General features: G+C 45.4%; 16 protein-coding genes. 4 read left to right on the top strand and 12 right to left on the bottom strand.

Going from position 1 to position 15392, the window contains the following annotated elements; genetic code table 11:
* Nucleotides 1-129: 129 nt before the first annotated feature.
* The gene (locus GPK81_RS16790) at nucleotides 130-702 is read left to right on the top strand and encodes a xanthine phosphoribosyltransferase (RefSeq protein WP_118071076.1); all 573 of its coding nucleotides are present in this window, start codon (nucleotides 130-132) and stop codon (nucleotides 700-702) included.
* An 81-nt stretch (nucleotides 703-783) separates the two neighbouring features.
* Here the strand turns inward: GPK81_RS16790 and GPK81_RS16785 are convergent, their stop codons facing one another.
* From GPK81_RS16785 to rpmJ, 11 genes are all read right to left on the bottom strand, one after another.
* Nucleotides 784-2205 (bottom strand): substrate-binding domain-containing protein, encoded by a 1422-nt coding sequence (locus GPK81_RS16785; protein WP_215707383.1) that lies wholly within the window; start codon nucleotides 2203-2205, stop codon nucleotides 784-786.
* 14 nt (nucleotides 2206-2219) lie between these two features.
* Complete coding sequence (locus GPK81_RS16780) at nucleotides 2220-2840, bottom strand: WYL domain-containing protein (RefSeq protein WP_148447482.1); 621 nt, start codon at nucleotides 2838-2840, stop codon at nucleotides 2220-2222.
* 9 nt (nucleotides 2841-2849) lie between these two features.
* Entirely contained in the window at nucleotides 2850-3578 is a 729-nt protein-coding gene (locus GPK81_RS16775) for a type 1 glutamine amidotransferase (protein ID WP_148447484.1), read from the bottom strand.
* Entirely contained in the window at nucleotides 3575-4909 is a 1335-nt protein-coding gene (locus tag GPK81_RS16770) for a MurT ligase domain-containing protein (protein ID WP_148447486.1), read from the bottom strand. The genes GPK81_RS16775 and GPK81_RS16770 overlap by 4 nt, the downstream gene beginning before the upstream one ends.
* 30 nt (nucleotides 4910-4939) lie before the next feature.
* Nucleotides 4940-5722: a phosphatidylinositol-specific phospholipase C/glycerophosphodiester phosphodiesterase family protein gene (locus GPK81_RS16765; RefSeq protein ID WP_252196689.1), complete on the bottom strand. Its 783-nt coding sequence runs from the start codon at nucleotides 5720-5722 to the stop codon at nucleotides 4940-4942.
* Between the two features lie 226 nt (nucleotides 5723-5948).
* Nucleotides 5949-6485: a bL17 family ribosomal protein gene (locus tag GPK81_RS16760; protein ID WP_119240258.1), complete on the bottom strand. Its 537-nt coding sequence runs from the start codon at nucleotides 6483-6485 to the stop codon at nucleotides 5949-5951.
* Between the two features lie 176 nt (nucleotides 6486-6661).
* Nucleotides 6662-7621 carry a DNA-directed RNA polymerase subunit alpha gene (locus GPK81_RS16755; protein ID WP_021976085.1) on the bottom strand — a complete coding sequence of 320 codons (960 nt, stop codon included), beginning with the start codon at nucleotides 7619-7621 and terminating at the stop codon, nucleotides 6662-6664.
* An 84-nt stretch (nucleotides 7622-7705) separates the two neighbouring features.
* Nucleotides 7706-8299 carry a 30S ribosomal protein S4 gene (gene rpsD, locus GPK81_RS16750; protein WP_195567329.1) on the bottom strand — a complete coding sequence of 198 codons (594 nt, stop codon included), beginning with the start codon at nucleotides 8297-8299 and terminating at the stop codon, nucleotides 7706-7708.
* Nucleotides 8300-8315: 16 nt separating this feature from the next.
* A complete protein-coding gene (rpsK, locus tag GPK81_RS16745) occupies nucleotides 8316-8708 on the bottom strand; it encodes a 30S ribosomal protein S11 (RefSeq protein ID WP_015526942.1) in 393 nt (130 codons plus the stop codon).
* 55 nt (nucleotides 8709-8763) lie between these two features.
* On the bottom strand, nucleotides 8764-9132 hold the full coding sequence (rpsM, locus tag GPK81_RS16740) for a 30S ribosomal protein S13 (protein ID WP_008707282.1): 369 nt from the start codon (nucleotides 9130-9132) through the stop codon (nucleotides 8764-8766).
* Nucleotides 9133-9439: 307 nt separating this feature from the next.
* A complete protein-coding gene (gene rpmJ / locus GPK81_RS16735; protein WP_003022746.1) occupies nucleotides 9440-9553 on the bottom strand; it encodes a 50S ribosomal protein L36 in 114 nt (37 codons plus the stop codon).
* Nucleotides 9554-9774: 221 nt separating this feature from the next.
* Between rpmJ and GPK81_RS16730 the strand changes: the two genes are divergently transcribed.
* The 3 genes from GPK81_RS16730 (at nucleotide 9775) to GPK81_RS16720 (ending at nucleotide 13048) form a co-directional block, all read left to right on the top strand.
* On the top strand, nucleotides 9775-10506 hold the full coding sequence (locus GPK81_RS16730; RefSeq protein WP_215707381.1) for a YoaK family protein: 732 nt from the start codon (nucleotides 9775-9777) through the stop codon (nucleotides 10504-10506).
* 319 nt (nucleotides 10507-10825) lie between these two features.
* Nucleotides 10826-11551 (top strand): UTRA domain-containing protein, encoded by a 726-nt coding sequence (locus GPK81_RS16725; RefSeq protein ID WP_215707380.1) that lies wholly within the window; start codon nucleotides 10826-10828, stop codon nucleotides 11549-11551.
* 174 nt (nucleotides 11552-11725) lie between these two features.
* Nucleotides 11726-13048: a sodium-dependent transporter gene (locus GPK81_RS16720; RefSeq protein WP_148447491.1), complete on the top strand. Its 1323-nt coding sequence runs from the start codon at nucleotides 11726-11728 to the stop codon at nucleotides 13046-13048.
* Between the two features lie 112 nt (nucleotides 13049-13160).
* Here GPK81_RS16720 and GPK81_RS16715 read toward each other — a convergent pair whose 3' ends face one another.
* Entirely contained in the window at nucleotides 13161-15326 is a 2166-nt protein-coding gene (locus tag GPK81_RS16715; protein ID WP_215707379.1) for a hypothetical protein, read from the bottom strand.
* Nucleotides 15327-15392: the final 66 nt, after the last annotated feature.

Below are 15392 nucleotides of genomic sequence, written 5' to 3'. Positions count from 1 at the left end.
TTATGTTTTTTTGTCAAAAATAATTGCACTCACGCAAATATTGTCGTATGATACATATTAAAAATATTACTGCTCTGTCCGTGAGCAGTAAACATACATTAATGTGATAAATCAAAGGAGATAAATTTCATGCAGCTTTTAAAAGACAGAATTCTGACAGACGGCGTAGTAAAAGAAGGAAATATTTTAAAAGTGGACAGCTTCCTGAATCATCAGATGGATATTGACCTGATCAATGCGATCGGTAAAGAATTCAAGAAACGTTTTGACCACTGTCCAATCACCAAGATCCTTACCATCGAGGCTTCCGGTATCGGTATTGCCTGCATTGCGGCACAGTATTTCCACGTACCGGTTGTATTTGCAAAGAAAGCACAGAGTGTAAACCTTGACGGTGAAATGTATACCACCAAGGTAGAATCCTTTACACACAAGAAAGTTTATGATGTAATCCTTTCCAAGAAATTCCTTGGTCCTGAAGATCACGTACTCCTGATCGATGATTTTCTTGCAAACGGCTGCGCACTTCTTGGCCTGATCGACATCGTGAAGAAATCCGGTGCAACTCTGGAAGGTGCCGGAATCGTTATCGAAAAAGGCTTCCAGTCCGGCGGACAGACCATCCGTGATATGGGTATCCATCTGGAATCCCTTGCCATCATTGATTCCATTGAAGGTGGCAAGCTTACTTTCCGCGAATAAGATTTATCATAAAAAATACTCCTGGAAACTTACGTATGTCGGTTTCCAGGAGTATTTTTATTTTGCCATATTTATTTTGTTTTATGCATCTGCACCTTTGGAAGCTTTCTCTGTAGGTGTCGGAGTTGCCGTTTCATCTGCTTCCGGTGTCGGAGTCACAGAAGCACCAGCCTCTTCTGACGGTGTCGGGGTGGTTTTGTCATCTTCTCCGTCAGCTTTCTCAGACGGTGTAGGAGTTACATCTTTATCCGGTTCTTCTGTTACCGTAACTTCCGGTGTTGCTGTCGGAATCGGTGTCGGAGTTGCTTCCGGTACAATCTCATCCTCATCATAATATCCGTCATCCACAAGCATCTGGTAATTATCCGCATCGATCAGCTGGATATCGCTTGTTACAGTTCCCACGATCTTGGTTCCGTTGTCATACTGCTCGTAATCAGAAATCTCTGGTTTCTCCCCTTTCAGAAAAGTGTCCACCATAGTCACACAGTCATTTGCCAGCACGCGGTTGTCAAAGAACAGACTGTCTGCAAGTTTTCCCTCAATCACAGCAGTTACTGCTTCTGCCTCACAGCCACAGCCAGTGATCATTGGCCATCCCTCTTCACCTGACACATGGCCAGCATCCTCCAGGGCATCAACGGCACCAAGAGCAAGGTCATCGGCACCTGTGCAGATAATGTCCGGTGTGCCTTCTGTATAATTCTGGGAAAGGATCTCTGCCATATCGTTCTTCGCGGTATTTCTTCCGGAACGCATCACTGCAGTATCATCAAGCGTCTGCTTTCCTGAAGTGCACACCAGTGTTCCGTCATCGAAATATTCCTGAAGTTTTTCCATCACGCCATTATAAAAGAACAGTGCATCACGGTCATCCGGAGAACCCATCAGGAACTCGATGGTCAGCGTGCGTTTTTCTTCTCTGGCTTTCTCCAGATCCATTTTTTTGATGATGGAATCTCCCACCATTTTTCCTGCTTTTCTCGTATCAAAAGTAACATAATAGTTGATCTTATCCGTATCCATGATCAGCTGATCATAGGAAATTACAGGAATGGATTTCTCATAGGCCTGTTCAAGCACATCGTTCAGGCCATAGGCATCTACCGGTGCAATCACAAGGGCAGATGTTTTTTCATCGTCCAGAATGGACTGGATCTGTGACACCTGTGTATCACTGTCCTCATCTGCAAAAAAGATCTCCGCATCATAGCCGTCTCCTTCCAGTGCAGTCTGAAGACTTTCTCCATCCAGGGCCCAGCGGGAATCATCCGCAGCTGAAGGCAGAAATACTCCTACTTTCTTATCGGCAGCTGCTGTTTCTTTTTCTTCCTCTTTTTCTTCTTCCTCTGCATCATCGCTGTTTTTGGCTTTTCCTTCCGGATCTTCGGACTCTACACTTTCATTGGCAGCCTCTGTTGCCTCTTTGTTTTTGCCGCAGCCGGAAAGAACTGCTGTAAGAGCCAAAGCTCCCACAAGCAGGATCGCTGTTTTTTTCTTCATGGTCAAATCCTCTCCTATAAGCCTTTATATTCCTTTGCCAGTGATTTCAGATAATCTCTGTATGCCAGTGCGGATTTCTTTGGTTTCAGGATGCGGACATCTCCGCCCATGCCTGTCAGCCAGCCGTAAAACTTGGAATTTTCCGGAAGCTGAACCGTTACCATCAGATCTCCGTTTTCCTTTATTTTATACTCTGCGTCTTCGCCAAAAAAATCACGGATTTCAGCCTGTGCAACGCCTGTACAGAGAAGGCGCATTTCTTTTTTTATGGTTCCCGCAGAATTCTTAAGAAGCGCCTGGTACCCACTTATATCAATGCTCTTTGTTTCTGCCTTTTCCTGAACTTTTTCCAGAGTGGAAACATTTGCATTTTCCGTCTGAACGGATGGCTGCTCTGCCCCCTGCTGTCCTGCCAGATAATAACCACCTGGCCGCTCCCTTGTATAGCGGATATCCATTCCAAACTCCCGCAGAACCTCCACATCATCATAAATGCTCTTTCTCTCCGCACGGATCCCATGTTCCATAAGATTTGCAAGAATCGTCTGCATGGATATTGCATGATGCTCCCCTGTCTCCCGCAGCATTTTTTCAAGATACAGGATCTTCGCTTTCTGATTGTTTGATTTTGCCATACTATCCTCTTATCCTTCGTTCTTTACAAAGCGGTGGAAAATATAGGAGTTTGCCTCCTGCTCCTCGCTGTCATCCAGTTTCTCAAGTTCGATCTTCTTACCATATTTCTTTTCCAGTGCACGGCTGATCAGAAGATCAGCAAGCTGTGGATTCTTTGGAAGAAGTGGTCCGTGAAGATAGGTTCCGATCACATTTTTGTATACAACACCTTCCTCGCCAGACTGTCCGTCATTGCCATATCCGGACAGTACTTTTCCCAGAGCTTTGTTGTTTCCGATGGTGGTACGTCCTCCATGGTTCTCAAACCCTACAATGGGCATATCAAAAAGGTTGCTCTGCATCACAATATTTCCGATAAGACGGCCTTTTCCCTGCTCTGTGCTCATATCCACCAGTTTCAGTCCCTCGATCATTCCCTGATCGGTCTTATAGTAGTTTCCAAGGAGCTGATATCCACCACAGATTGCGATGACAACACCATTATCTTCCACATAGGCCTTGAAATCCTTCTGGATCTCTTTCAGCTTTTCGCATACCAGCATCTGCTCACGGTCAGAACCGCCTCCGAGAAGAACGATATCCAGTTTGGAAAAGTCGATCTTATCTCCCAGTTCAAACGCAATGGTTTCTGCCTCAATGCCTCTCCAGAGACAGCGTTTCATAAGGCACTGGATATTTCCTCTGTCACCGTAAAGGTTCAGAAGATCCGGATATAAATGTCCAATCGTTATCTTCATTTCTCACCCTCCAGTTTCTTCAGGATATTTCTGGTGCCAAACAGCGCCGTATAGTTTACAAGTACATAAAGATTGCCGCATCCATCCTCGATCCGCTTGCGGATGGCTGTCTCCACATCACTTTCCAGCATGGACGGGATATCCACATATTTCAGTCTGAGGCGCATATCCTGACAGCGAATGCCGCTGACTGTGATGGAATTGATATTATCTCCTCCGAAAAGGTCAAAATCCACGTCCCAGAGCCAGGAGATATCTTTTCCGTCCTGTGCGTTATCGTTGATCACAATGATGATATCCTTGGGAGATTCATCCTGCATCACAGCCGAAATATTCTGGTTAAAACCAGCCGGATTCTTGGCAAGGTTCAGGACAACGCTGGTGCCTTTGATCCGGAACTGCTCATTACGTCCGTTCTCAGGATTAAATTTCTTCAGCATCTCATTGAAATGTTCTGCCTTAAATCCTGCAGTACGGATTCCCGCATAGGCAGCCAGAATATTATATACATTATAGAAGCCTTTGTAATTGGCTACGATCCGCTTGTCCTCAACAGTGAAGGCGATCTGGTCATCCACCTTCACATCTGTGGCATCAAAATTAATCTCCGGACGTTTAAAACCGCATTTCGGGCATCTGTAGTCTCCCAGCTGGCTGTAATGATAGAAACTGTAGACCAGTCTCTCTCCACAGCATTTACAGAAGCGGCCCTCGCGGATCTCATTTGTTTTGTTTTTGATCACCGGTTTGCTGATTCCGTAGGTCACAAAAGGATTTCCGCAGTCCATGGCAAGATATGCGGACAGTGCATCGTCACCATTGACAATGACTTTCATATCCGGAACTTTTTTCATCATTTCTTCCAGAATATTCATAGTGATATCGATCTCACCGTAACGGTCCAGCTGGTCGCGGAACAGATTGGTCATAACCATATAATCCGGTTTGATCTTTGTGAACACGTGCCTTGTGGAAGCCTCGTCCACCTCAATACAGGCATAATCTGCATCCAGTTTTCCGCTGAATTTTGCACCCAGCACGAAAGCTGCCACAACTCCGTTCAGCATGTTGGAACCGGTATGGTTGCAGATGACTTTTTTGCCCTCTGCCTCCAGGCCTGCACAGAGCATGTTGTTGGTGGTTGTCTTTCCGTTGGTGCCACATACTACAAATATTTTTTCTCTTACCTGGGAGGAAAGCTCTTCCAGGATATCCGGGCATATCTTCAGTGCGATCTTACCGGCCCAGGTTACACCCTGGCGTCCCATAAGCTTACAGACATGTCCTGTAATTTTTGCTGCCATCACAGCAATGGTTGTTCTTATTTTCATAATCCTCTGATTCCTTTGTTTTTATTTCTCCTACCACAGATCATCTGCTGTCAGAAAATCGGTGCAGATTCCCTCCGCCCCCTGTGCAATATACTTTCTGGCCTGATTCCGGTCATTTACCGTGTATACATACAGTCGGATTCCCTTTTTTTCAAAAATTTCTTCTGTTTCTTCAGACCAGTATTTCCAGTAAATGGTTGCCGCAGGGATTCCCTTTTCTTCACAGAAAGATGCAATATGCTCCAGATCCTCCGCAGAATATTCCTGCCACAGCGAATATACATAGGAAGGAAAAGAATAGATCATGGCAGTTCCGGGAAACATCGCCTCACTGTAGATTTCCGGAATGATCTGATCCAGTACACTCTCTGCTCCAGCTGCTCTTGCAATTTCCACGTAATCACAGTAATCCTCCAGTGTTCTCTGATAATTACGCAGAGAATACTGCTTGGAATCGATCATCACATAGGCATCCGGATGCTCTTTCAGAAGCAGGAAAAAATCTTCCAGTGTCATCGGTGTGTATGTTCCATATATCTTACTGTTCTTAAACTGTTTCTCTGTAAGAACTTTTTTCCCGCTGCCTTTCCACTGCCCCATGGACTCCTTCCAGTTGTGCCGGCATACCCACACTCCGTCTGATGTTCTGGAAAGATCCAGCTCAAAAAGCCGTACGCCTTGTTGGTACATGGCAAGAAATCCCTCTCTGGAATTCAGATAGTCTCTTCCGTCCAGCCCGCCCAATGCATGGGCTATGGTTCGGTGATCCGACCATGAAAACTTCGTTGTGCCGGCAGTGGCGGTTCCTGTCATTGCAAAACTTCCTCCTATAAGAAAGAAGGAAACAAACAGAATTTCTATTGTCAGTATAAAACGCCGCATCATCTTTTCACATCCGTGTACTCATATTTTGTACATTACCGATTGTACGCTAAAAAGGAATAATAATCAAGCCAGGATTTTCATATACATTTATTGGGAAATACAAAAAAGGACATCTGCATTTCTGCAAATGTCCTTTAAAATGGTCAGAAGTAAATTATACAAGCTCGATAAGAACTTCCATAGCTGCATCGCCTTTACGCTGACCGATCTTAACGATTCTTGTGTAACCACCGTTACGATCTGCGTATTTCGGAGCGATCTCGCTGAACATCTTGTCAACCATGTCAACTTCTTTTGTGTTTTTCTTTCTGCCAGCGCCCTTAGTAGGAACCTCTGTTACAGGATAGAAAACTTTCATCATCTCACGACGTGCATGAAGTCTGGAAGGAGCATCTTTTTTGATCTCTTTCTGAACTTCATCGTAAACTGTTTTCTTCTTGCCGTCTACGACTTCTTTTACACGTTTTCCGTCAGCATCTTTACGAGCAACTTTAGCTGTTACTGTAACAGTCTCGAAATTGTCTTTCTCACGTACAGCCATAGCGATAAGTCCCTCAGCGATCTTGCGGATCTCTTTAGCCTTAGCCTCTGTTGTCACGATTTTTCCGTGATGAAGAAGGTTTGTAACCTGATTTCTCAGGAGTGCTTTTCTCTGGTTAGATGTTCTGCTTAATTTTCTATATTTTGCCATTTTATTATCCTCCATCTGTGGGACACCAGGACATGCTTGTTCGGTCTTACTGCCCTGCTGCTGACACCCCACTCATTATTCTGTTTCCGGCGGTGTGCATGTCTTAAACGCATGCTGGTACCGAAACCTGTTATCCAGTTACGGTTCGCGACATTCACCGCGAACCGTCAACATTATTATTCCTCTGTAGGCTGGAGCTGAAGTCCCAGCTCTTTGAGTTTCGCAAGTACTTCCTCTAATGATTTGCGGCCCAGATTACGAACCTTCATCATATCGTCAGAAGTCTTGTTGCATAATTCTTCAACCGTATTGATACCGGCTCTCTTAAGGCAGTTGTAGGAACGAACAGAGAGCTCAAGCTCATCAATGCTCATCTCCAGAACCTTTTCCTTCTCATTGTCTTCTTTCTCGATCATAACCTCTGCGGTCTTAGCATTCTCGGAAAGATCAATGAACAGGCTTAAATGCTCGCTGAGAACCTTCGCTGCAAGGCTGACTGCCTCGTCCGGATCAAGTGTTCCATTGGTATATACATCCAGTGTAAGCTTGTCGAAGTCAGTTACCTGACCAACTCGTGTATTCTCGACGATCATGTTGACTCTGTCAACCGGAGTGTAGATTGCATCAACTGCGATCACACCGATCGGCATGTCATCGGTTTTGCCTTTGTCTGCACTGATATAACCACGTCCCTTGGTAATGGTAAGTTCCATGGCCAGTCTGCAGTCTTTTCCGCCGTTCAGGGTTGCAATTACCTGATCCGGATTCATGATCTCAATATCCTGATCTGCCTGGATATCAGCTGCTGTAACAACACCTTTGCCCTCACACTCGATGTATGCGGTCTTCGGCTCATTGTCACTGCTGTGATTCTTGATGGCAAGAGATTTCAGATTCATGATGATCTCGGTTACATCTTCCTTCACGCCCGGAATGGAGCTGAATTCATGAAGTACACCATCGATCTTCACCTGGCTTACTGCAGCTCCCGGAAGGGAGGACAGCATAATTCTTCTTAAAGAATTGCCAAGGGTAGTACCGTAACCTCTTTCAAGAGGCTCTACAACGAATCTTCCAAACTTCTTATCTTCGGATATTTCGGTAATTTCGATTTTTGGTTTATTGAAATCAAACACTATAAGGTTCCCTCCTTCTGGGTTAATCAACATTCGAGGGTATTACCAATTTTTATAACTGTAGACACAGTAAACAGTTACTAATTATTTAGAATACAGCTCGACGATAAGCATCTCGTTTACAGGAACATCGATCTGCTCTCTTGTAGGAAGCTCTTTAATTACACCCTTCAGGTTCTCCTGATCAACGTCGATCCACTCCGGAACAAGTCTTCCACCTGTAACCTCAAGGATTCCTTTATATCTCTCAGAACCTTTGCTCTTCTCTCTGATCTCGATTGTATCGCCTGCTTTGCAGAGATAGGACGGAATGTTTACGCATTTTCCGTTAACAAGTACGTGCTTGTGATCTACGATCTGACGAGCCTCTCTTCTTGTTCTAGCGAATCCCATACGGAAAACGATGTTGTCAAGTCTACTCTCAAGCATAACCATAAGGTTCTCACCTGTCTGGCCCTGCATTCTGTCGGCTTTCTTGTAGTAGTTACGGAAAGGTTTCTCAAGAACTCCGTAGATGAATTTTGCTTTCTGTTTCTCTTTTAACTGAAGTCCGTACTCAGATACTTTACGGTTTGCACGTTTTAACTGTCTTGTGGACTTTTTATCAATTCCTAAGTAGATCGGATCCAGGCCAAGGGATCTGCATCTTTTCAGAACAGGTACTCTATTTACTGCCATTTCAACTACCTCCTAATTAGACTCTTCTGCGTTTTGGTGGACGGCATCCGTTGTGAGGAACCGGAGTTACGTCACGAATGCTGGTTACTTCAAGTCCGCATGCCTGAAGCGCACGGATTGCTGCTTCACGGCCTGAGCCCGGGCCTTTTACCATAACGTCTACTGTTTTTAATCCATGAATTAAAGCAGCTTTTGTTGCAGTCTCTGCTGCCATCTGTGCTGCATAAGGGGTAGATTTCCTTGAACCTTTAAATCCAAGACCACCGGCACTTGCCCATGAAAGAGCGTTTCCTTCGTTATCTGTCAGTGTAACGATTGTATTGTTGAAGGAAGACTGAATGTGTGCCTGTCCGTGTTCAACGTTTTTCTTGACACGACGTTTTGTCGTTTTCTTTGTAACTTTTGCCATTTTAAAACTAACCTACACTTTCCTTTTTTTGAAATTAATTAGTTATATCTATAAATTATTTCTTCTTGTTTGCAACTGTTCTCTTCGGTCCCTTGCGAGTTCTCGCATTTGTCTTAGTCTTCTGACCACGAACCGGGAGTCCTTTACGATGACGGATACCTCTGTAGCATCCGATCTCCTGCAGTCTCTTGATGTTAAGGGCGATTTCCCTTCTCAGATCACCTTCTACTGTCATTGTCTCATCAATAACAGCGCTCAGTCTCTTAACCTCGTCATCAGTCAGATCTCTGACACGTGTGTCAGGATTAACCTCTGCTTTAGCAAGAATTTTGTCTGCGCTTGGTCTACCAATTCCATAAATGTAGGTAAGACCGATTTCAATACGTTTCTCTCTTGGTAAGTCTACACCAGCTATACGAGCCATGTACTGTTTCCTCCATTTTCTGTTTCTGAAAGTCCTGCATATCGTATGTCACTTGCTCTCGCAAGGTGAAATGGGACATATCAACCTGCCGCTTTCTTTTCTAGTTTCCTAATTGGGGTGCCTCGGTAAAACACCCAGCTGTAATTGGCGAATCACAGCCTTTCCGAAATTGCGGATCTTAACCGCTGTTGCCTCTCGGTATTAGGCAATACATGCTTATTATTCACTCAGCAGAACAACCCTTCCGGGTGTTTCATACTGCAGCCGCACGTTTCACAAACATTCCAAAGAAGTTCCGATATGGAAATCAACCCTGACGCTGTTTGTGCTTCGGGTTCTCACAGATGATTCTGATGGATCCCTTTCTCTTAATGACCTTGCACTTCTCGCAGATCGGCTTTACAGATGATCTTACTTTCACTGGAAATCCTCCTTCCGTAAATTAGTCTCATATCTGCAGTTTCACAGGCGCACTCATACACAGTATTTGCGCGCTTGAAATATATACTAACACCTGTTTTCCTGAAATGCAAGAAAAAATTTTAAAAATTTTTGATTTTTTTTACAGGCTGTATTATAATGGGTGGCAAAGTCCGGCAGACATATGGAATCTGCCTATTTTAATGAAAGGAATCTTTACATATGCATACGGAAATGAAATATCGTTTTCTGATACATTACACCTTATCTTTTATCGGTGGATACCTGGGGCTTTATGCCATTGTGTCAAGAGCTGATCTTTTCGGCAATGCCCAGACAGCCAATCTTCTTGGTGTTGTGCGGGATCTCATAGGCAGGAATTTTTCGGATATGCTTCTGCGTGTGGGTGCGCTTCTCATATATATGGCTGCTGTTATCCTTACGGTCTGGATCCCAGAGCATTTTTCCGCAGATCTTCGTTTTATCAGTATCGGGATCGATATCTTTGCGATCCTGCTCCTGGGATTCTTTCCTTCCGGAATGTCTCCGGTTGTGGCTCTTTACCCCGTGTTCTTTGCAATGCCTTTCCAGTGGTGTACCTTCAAGGCTCCCGGCGGATATAACAGCTCCACGATCTTTTCCACCAACAACCTTCGCCAGTTCACCACAGCTGTCACTCAGTTCCTTATGAAAAAGGACAGCGCACAGTGCGATAAAGCAAAATTCTACGGAATGACGCTGCTTTCTTTTCATACAGGTGCAGCTTTGTCTCTGATCCTGTATATGACCTGCGGTCTCTCAGGCGTATGGCTCTGTCTGGTTCCTGCCTTCTATGCTATATGGCTGATCAGTGCAGACCGGAATACCGCAGCCGATACACCGGCAGTTACCCGAAGCACAGCTTCTGACGGCAGCAGCTTCAGGAATCTTTCCTATAAGAAAAAAGAGGCCTGACTTTATTTTAGCTTTGATAAAATAAGAGGAAATGTGATCTGTTTTTACACTGTCACATTTCCTTTTTTGTTTACGCGTAAGCCCCTCTGGCGCTTACAGCTTATATGCGTTCGAAATCCAGTATCATGATTTTGAATGGCCACAAATTGATTTCATCTATATTTCTCATACTATCCTCATAACATATCAATATACTCTGTAACTTGTTTAAACATTCCACGGTATTTACATTGCGCTTACCGGGAAAATCTTTTATAATTATTCCAGAAATCATAAATCCTGCTATATATTTTTGACCGAACATGAATGGAGAATTGAAATGCCCAAAAGTATTTACGAAGATATCTATAAAGATCTGAAAATGAAAATAGAGGACAACACCTTTGCCTATCAGGAGCTTCTGCCTTCCGAAAACACTCTGATCCAGACTTACAGCTGCTCCCGCAATACTCTGCGACGTGCGGTCAGTCTTCTTGTCAGTGACGGCTATGTACAGACCATGCAGGGAAAAGGTGTCCGCAATATCTACCGTCCAAACGAGAAGACTGCTTTCACCATCGGAGAGATCGAAACCTTCAAGGAATCTGCTGCAAGGAACGGTCAGAATGCCCATACGGAGGTGGCTCTTTTTACAGAGCTTTGTATCAGCAAAAACCAGTCAACTTACACAGGATTTCCCGCTGGTGCAGAAGTATATTATATTCAGCGTATCCATTATCTTGAAGATATCCCGCTGATCATCAACCATAATTATTTTCTGAAGGAATCCGTTCCCGGCCTTACTGCCGAGATTGCCAATCATTCTATCTATGAATATCTGGAACAGGTGCTTCATATGTCCATTGTCAACAGCAAACGTATCATGACTGTGGAAAAGGTTACAGAAATTGATGAAAAATATCTTCATCTGAATGTAAAGGATTATAACTGCGTGGCTGTGGTGTCCAGCCAGACTTATAACAGTGACGGTGTGATGTTTGAGTATACCCAGTCACGGCACAGACCGGATCATTTTCGATTTTATGATAATGCCCTGCGCCGATGAGCCCGGCTCATAACTGCTTCGCAGCTATACGGTTATGAGCAGGTGACAAATGTGGCTCACAAATATCCGCCTAGATCTGTATAGATACCTGGATCTGTATAGATGCTGCAGTTTCCTATTTTCCAAAATTATGTTATACTGAAACGATCAACGGAGAGAGGAAATTTTATTTTTATGAAAAAACGAGAATCTTTTAACAGCCGCTGGGGGTTCATTCTGGCCTGCATCGGGTCTGCGGTTGGAATGGGAAATATCTGGATGTTTCCCACCAGAGTTTCCCTGTATGGCGGGGGATCGTTCCTGATCCCGTATTTTATTTTTGTGGCACTGATCGGCTTTACCGGGGTGATCGGTGAGATGAGCTTTGGCCGCGGGACACGTTCCGGGCCCATTGACGCCTTCGGCATGGCCTGTGAAACCAAATGCAGACGAAGGCTGGGCGAAACACTGGGCTGGATACCGGTGATCGGTGCACTGGCCATGGCTATCGGTTATACGGTTGTTATGGGATGGATCTTCCGATATATGCTCGGAACCTTTACAGGATCTACCCTGGCACCGGCAAATATTGAGTCCTTTGGCGCCAAATTCGGAGGCATGGCCTCTGCCTGGGGAAATAATCTCTGGCAGCTGGCTGCTCTTGTGATCTGCATGTTTATCCTGATGTACGGCGTTGGAAGCGGCATCGAAAAGGCCAATAAAGTGATGATGCCTATCTTCTTTATACTGTTTGTGATCCTTGGCATCTATGTTGCCTTTCAGCCGGGAGCTGCTGCCGGATACCGCTATATCTTCCGCGTGGAGCCGGAAATTCTGGCAAAGCCTTCCACCTGGATCTTCGCACTTGGACAGGCATTTTTCTCCCTGTCTGTTGCAGGCAACGGTACACTGATCTACGGATCTTATCTTCCAGACAGCGAAGATATCCCTGCATCTGCTGCAAGGGTAGCACTTTTTGATACTCTGGCTGCTATGCTGGCAGCACTTGTTATCATTCCGGCCATGGCTACCACAGGTGCCAAGCTTGACCAGGGCGGTCCCGGACTTCTGTTCATCTACCTGCCGCACCTGATCAAAACCATGCCTGGCGGACGGATCATCGCCATTATCTTCTTCGTAGCCGTTTTCCTTGCAGGCATGACTTCCCTTATGAACCTTTATGAGGCCCCCATCGCCACGGTTCAGGAAAAAACAGGCCTTGGCCGTATCCCTTCCTGTATGGTGATCGCAGCTATCGGAGTGGTGGTTTCTCTTCTGATTCAGGGCATCGTCTCTGACTGGATGGATGTGCTTTCCATCTATATCTGTCCTCTTGGGGCAGGACTTGCAGGGATCATGTTCTTCTGGGTATTTGGCAAAAAATATGTGGAGAACCAGATCAACAAAGGCCGCGAAAAACCATTTACGAAATATTTTTACCCGGTGTGTAAATATCTTTATATTCCGGTATGCTTCCTGGTGCTGATCCTTGGTATCGTGCTTGGCGGTATCGGATGATAAAACGCTGAAATTTACAGAACGTACTACATAAAAGAATCCCGCGGAAACGGTTTTAAACGTTTCCGCGGGATTCTTTTCATTTATATTTTTGCAAAAAGGATGTTCTTTTTTAGAGGGTATCTGGTTTCTCCACTTCATAATCAGACCAGGAGGCAACGGTATCGCTGCCTGAAGTATCTGCGGTATCTTCGTATTTATCTACGGTGATGGTGTAATCGCTGTCGCCTTCTACATATACAGTTCCGTCTGTTCCTTTAATTGTGACATTTTTTCCGGAATCGTCTACGATGGTTCCTGCATTGGAAAGTGTGGATACGGTGCTGTCACCGGTTACTGTCCAGGTAGAATCGTCACTGACATATACATTACAGTAGCCATCTCCGCCGTTGCCGGCAAAACTCTCATCGTCTATGATAGCTCCTGTCAGGTTACTTCCATCTGTCATATAGAAATCAAGCTGGCTGATGGTATCCCAGATCACACTGCCTTCCATATCCTGGCTGATTGCAGTAAAGTCACAATCTGCTCCGTTGGCTCCGCTTTCGCCCCAGCCTCTTTCGTTGTTATTTCCTGTACAGCGAAGGAAATACTCATTGTCATTGTTGTATGTGATATCTACATCTTTCAGTGTAATATCACTCTCTGTGTTGGTTGTGTAGAACACGCCGCCGTTCTGGGAAGTAAGGGTTCCGCCGTCCATCTGGAAAGTGCTGTTTCCTACTTCAGAATCACCGGACATACTCTGATAGAGAATTACGGTCCAGGTACTGTCATTCTGACTTAAGTCGCTCATATTTCCCGTAAGGTCGCAGTTAAAAAGATGCAGGGAGTTCAGTCCTTCGATGCACACCGCTTCTGATCCATTTGCTGTAAGTGTGGCATCTTTTACTGCAATATCTGCGGTGCAGTATACTGCCGGTGATCCGACACCGTTGGATGTGTAAGTTCCGCCGTCTACGACCATGGTTCCGCCGCCACGGTCGCTTCGGATGGCTGCTGCAGATTCTCCGTCTGTCTCCACATTCAGATCCCAGGCGTATAATTTACCGCCGCCAGCTGCGTGGATCCCACCGGAAGTATCCTGTGTTGTCTTGATGGTAGTATCTGCCGCATAAACGGTTCCGTCGCCGTAGGCAAAAAGTCCTGCTCCGCCGGCTGCATCAGTGGTTACGGTTCCGCCTTTTACATAGGCATTTCCGTCTGTTGCAAGAAGTGCTGCTCCTACGCCATAAAAGCTGGAGTTGTCGCCGCCTGTACTGTCGGAGTAATTTCTTGTGATATCTACATTATCGAACGTTACATTTGCACCTGAGGAAACAAGTGCCGCATTCTCGTCTGTTCCGGTGGATTCCAGGGATGTATCGGATACCTCTGTATCAGAATCGTACGTATTGGCTGCATCATAGCTGTCTACTCCCTGTGACTGTCCGCCAGGTGCTCCACCAGGTCCTCCCTGGCCGCCGCCCATGTCTGAGCTCTGTACTTTAATAGTAAGGGCGTTTCCATCATCGTCTGTGGTGATGGCTACGATGTCACCTTCCTGGATGTCTGAGAGTTCGATGGTCTTACTCTGGGAATTATTGCCGTCCGGCGCACCGCCCTGATCACCGCCTGGGGCCTGACCATTTCCATTATCTCCGTCTGGCTTCTCAGGGGCTTCTCCCTGACCATTTCCATCTGTGCTGTCACCGTCCGGTTTCTCCTGGGCTTCTCCCTGATTTCCTCCTGGGGCTCCGCCTGGATCTCCGGCGCTTTCTTTTGTGATCACTGTATCGTCTGTTACTGTGACTGTCATCTCATTTCCGGTCAGATCCAGCATGGAAGGCGCTTCTCCCTGATCTCCGCCTGGGGTACCACCATTTCCATCTGCATTGTCACCGTCCGGTTTCTCCGGGGCTTCATCACTGCTGTCATCAGATGCTGCCTCTGCATCGGATTTGTCTGCTGTATCAGAAGAAGCATCTCCACCAGGTGCTCCACCATTTCCGCCCATTTCTTTCATCGTTCCAACTGCGATGATAATCTTTCCGTCTTCCACAGATTTCACTTCACCGTAGGTCACATCTTCCTCATCAGAATCCTCTTTATCCACATCTGCACTGCTGTCACTATCATCTGTGCTTTCTGCACTCTCTACTGTTGTATCTTCTGTTTCTTTATTCTCTGAACTTTCCGCTGTATTCGTTGTTGTCTCTGTTGTCGCTACCCCGCATGCGGTAACAGATGTTGTTGCTATCATAACTCCTAAGATTGCTGCAAGATATTTTTTCTTCATATAAACACCTCTCTCTTTCTTGTATGCTCATACTATATCAACAAAATCTGTTCACTTTATGTTTAA

The organism is Blautia sp. MCC283, assembly GCF_018785565.1.
In the GTDB taxonomy this organism is placed as follows: Bacteria; Bacillota; Clostridia; order Lachnospirales; family Lachnospiraceae; genus Blautia_A.
Note: the sequence above shows the minus strand (reverse complement) of the source record. Positions and strands in the feature narration are given on the sequence as shown.

What these genes read in the sequence shown, in the direction of transcription:
- GPK81_RS16790 (WP_118071076.1), top strand. Translation starts at nt 130, where the DNA reads ATGCAGCTTTTAAAAGACAGAATTCTGACAGACGGCGTAGTAAAAGAA.
- GPK81_RS16785 (WP_215707383.1), bottom strand. Translation starts at nt 2,205, where the DNA reads ATGAAGAAAAAAACAGCGATCCTGCTTGTGGGAGCTTTGGCTCTTACA.
- GPK81_RS16780 (WP_148447482.1), bottom strand. Translation starts at nt 2,840, where the DNA reads ATGGCAAAATCAAACAATCAGAAAGCGAAGATCCTGTATCTTGAAAAA.
- GPK81_RS16775 (WP_148447484.1), bottom strand. Translation starts at nt 3,578, where the DNA reads ATGAAGATAACGATTGGACATTTATATCCGGATCTTCTGAACCTTTAC.
- GPK81_RS16770 (WP_148447486.1), bottom strand. Translation starts at nt 4,909, where the DNA reads ATGAAAATAAGAACAACCATTGCTGTGATGGCAGCAAAAATTACAGGA.
- GPK81_RS16765 (WP_252196689.1), bottom strand. Translation starts at nt 5,722, where the DNA reads ATGACAGGAACCGCCACTGCCGGCACAACGAAGTTTTCATGGTCGGAT.
- GPK81_RS16760 (WP_119240258.1), bottom strand. Translation starts at nt 6,485, where the DNA reads ATGGCAAAATATAGAAAATTAAGCAGAACATCTAACCAGAGAAAAGCA.
- rpsD (WP_195567329.1), bottom strand. Translation starts at nt 8,299, where the DNA reads ATGGCAGTAAATAGAGTACCTGTTCTGAAAAGATGCAGATCCCTTGGC.
- rpsK (WP_015526942.1), bottom strand. Translation starts at nt 8,708, where the DNA reads ATGGCAAAAGTTACAAAGAAAACGACAAAACGTCGTGTCAAGAAAAAC.
- rpsM (WP_008707282.1), bottom strand. Translation starts at nt 9,132, where the DNA reads ATGGCTCGTATAGCTGGTGTAGACTTACCAAGAGAGAAACGTATTGAA.
- GPK81_RS16730 (WP_215707381.1), top strand. Translation starts at nt 9,775, where the DNA reads ATGCATACGGAAATGAAATATCGTTTTCTGATACATTACACCTTATCT.
- GPK81_RS16725 (WP_215707380.1), top strand. Translation starts at nt 10,826, where the DNA reads ATGCCCAAAAGTATTTACGAAGATATCTATAAAGATCTGAAAATGAAA.
- GPK81_RS16720 (WP_148447491.1), top strand. Translation starts at nt 11,726, where the DNA reads ATGAAAAAACGAGAATCTTTTAACAGCCGCTGGGGGTTCATTCTGGCC.
- GPK81_RS16715 (WP_215707379.1), bottom strand. Translation starts at nt 15,326, where the DNA reads ATGAAGAAAAAATATCTTGCAGCAATCTTAGGAGTTATGATAGCAACA.